The sequence below is a fragment of the Mesorhizobium sp. M8A.F.Ca.ET.181.01.1.1 genome, from assembly GCF_004792025.1.
Lineage (GTDB): Bacteria > Pseudomonadota > Alphaproteobacteria > Rhizobiales > Rhizobiaceae > Mesorhizobium.
This window is the reverse complement of the sequence record NZ_SRTV01000100.1, coordinates 1-362: the sequence shown is the minus strand read 5'-3', so window position 1 is coordinate 362 and position 362 is coordinate 1. Positions and strand designations below refer to the sequence as shown.

At 58.0% G+C, this 362-nt stretch carries 1 protein-coding gene; it reads left to right on the top strand.

Features of this window, described 5'->3' with window-relative positions; genetic code table 11:
* Positions 1-362 (top strand): ATP-binding cassette domain-containing protein (locus EN824_RS33760; protein WP_135933182.1); only part of this gene is annotated, 362 nt, incomplete at both ends.

Here is a 362-nt window from a genome sequence, read left to right as displayed (position 1 = left end):
CACCCAAGGACCGTTCAGGAGGGTATTGCCTGCGGTGTCGCTTATGTGCCGGAGGATCGCCTGACCGAGGGTCTATTCCTGACGCAATCGATCGAGCGCAACATCATTGTTACGTCGATTGAGAAATTCGTCCGCGGTCTTTTCATCAATCGCAAAAAGGCGGACGAGACGACGCGCGAAGTGTTCTCGGCCATGCAGATCGTGGCACCAGGACCGCACACGCCGGTCAACCATTTGTCCGGTGGCAACGCTCAGCGCGTCGTTCTGGCTCGCTGGTTGTTGACTGGGGCCAAAGTGCTGATCCTGAACGGCCCGACCGTCGGCGTCGATGTCGGTTCCAAAGCACAGATTCACAGATCGGA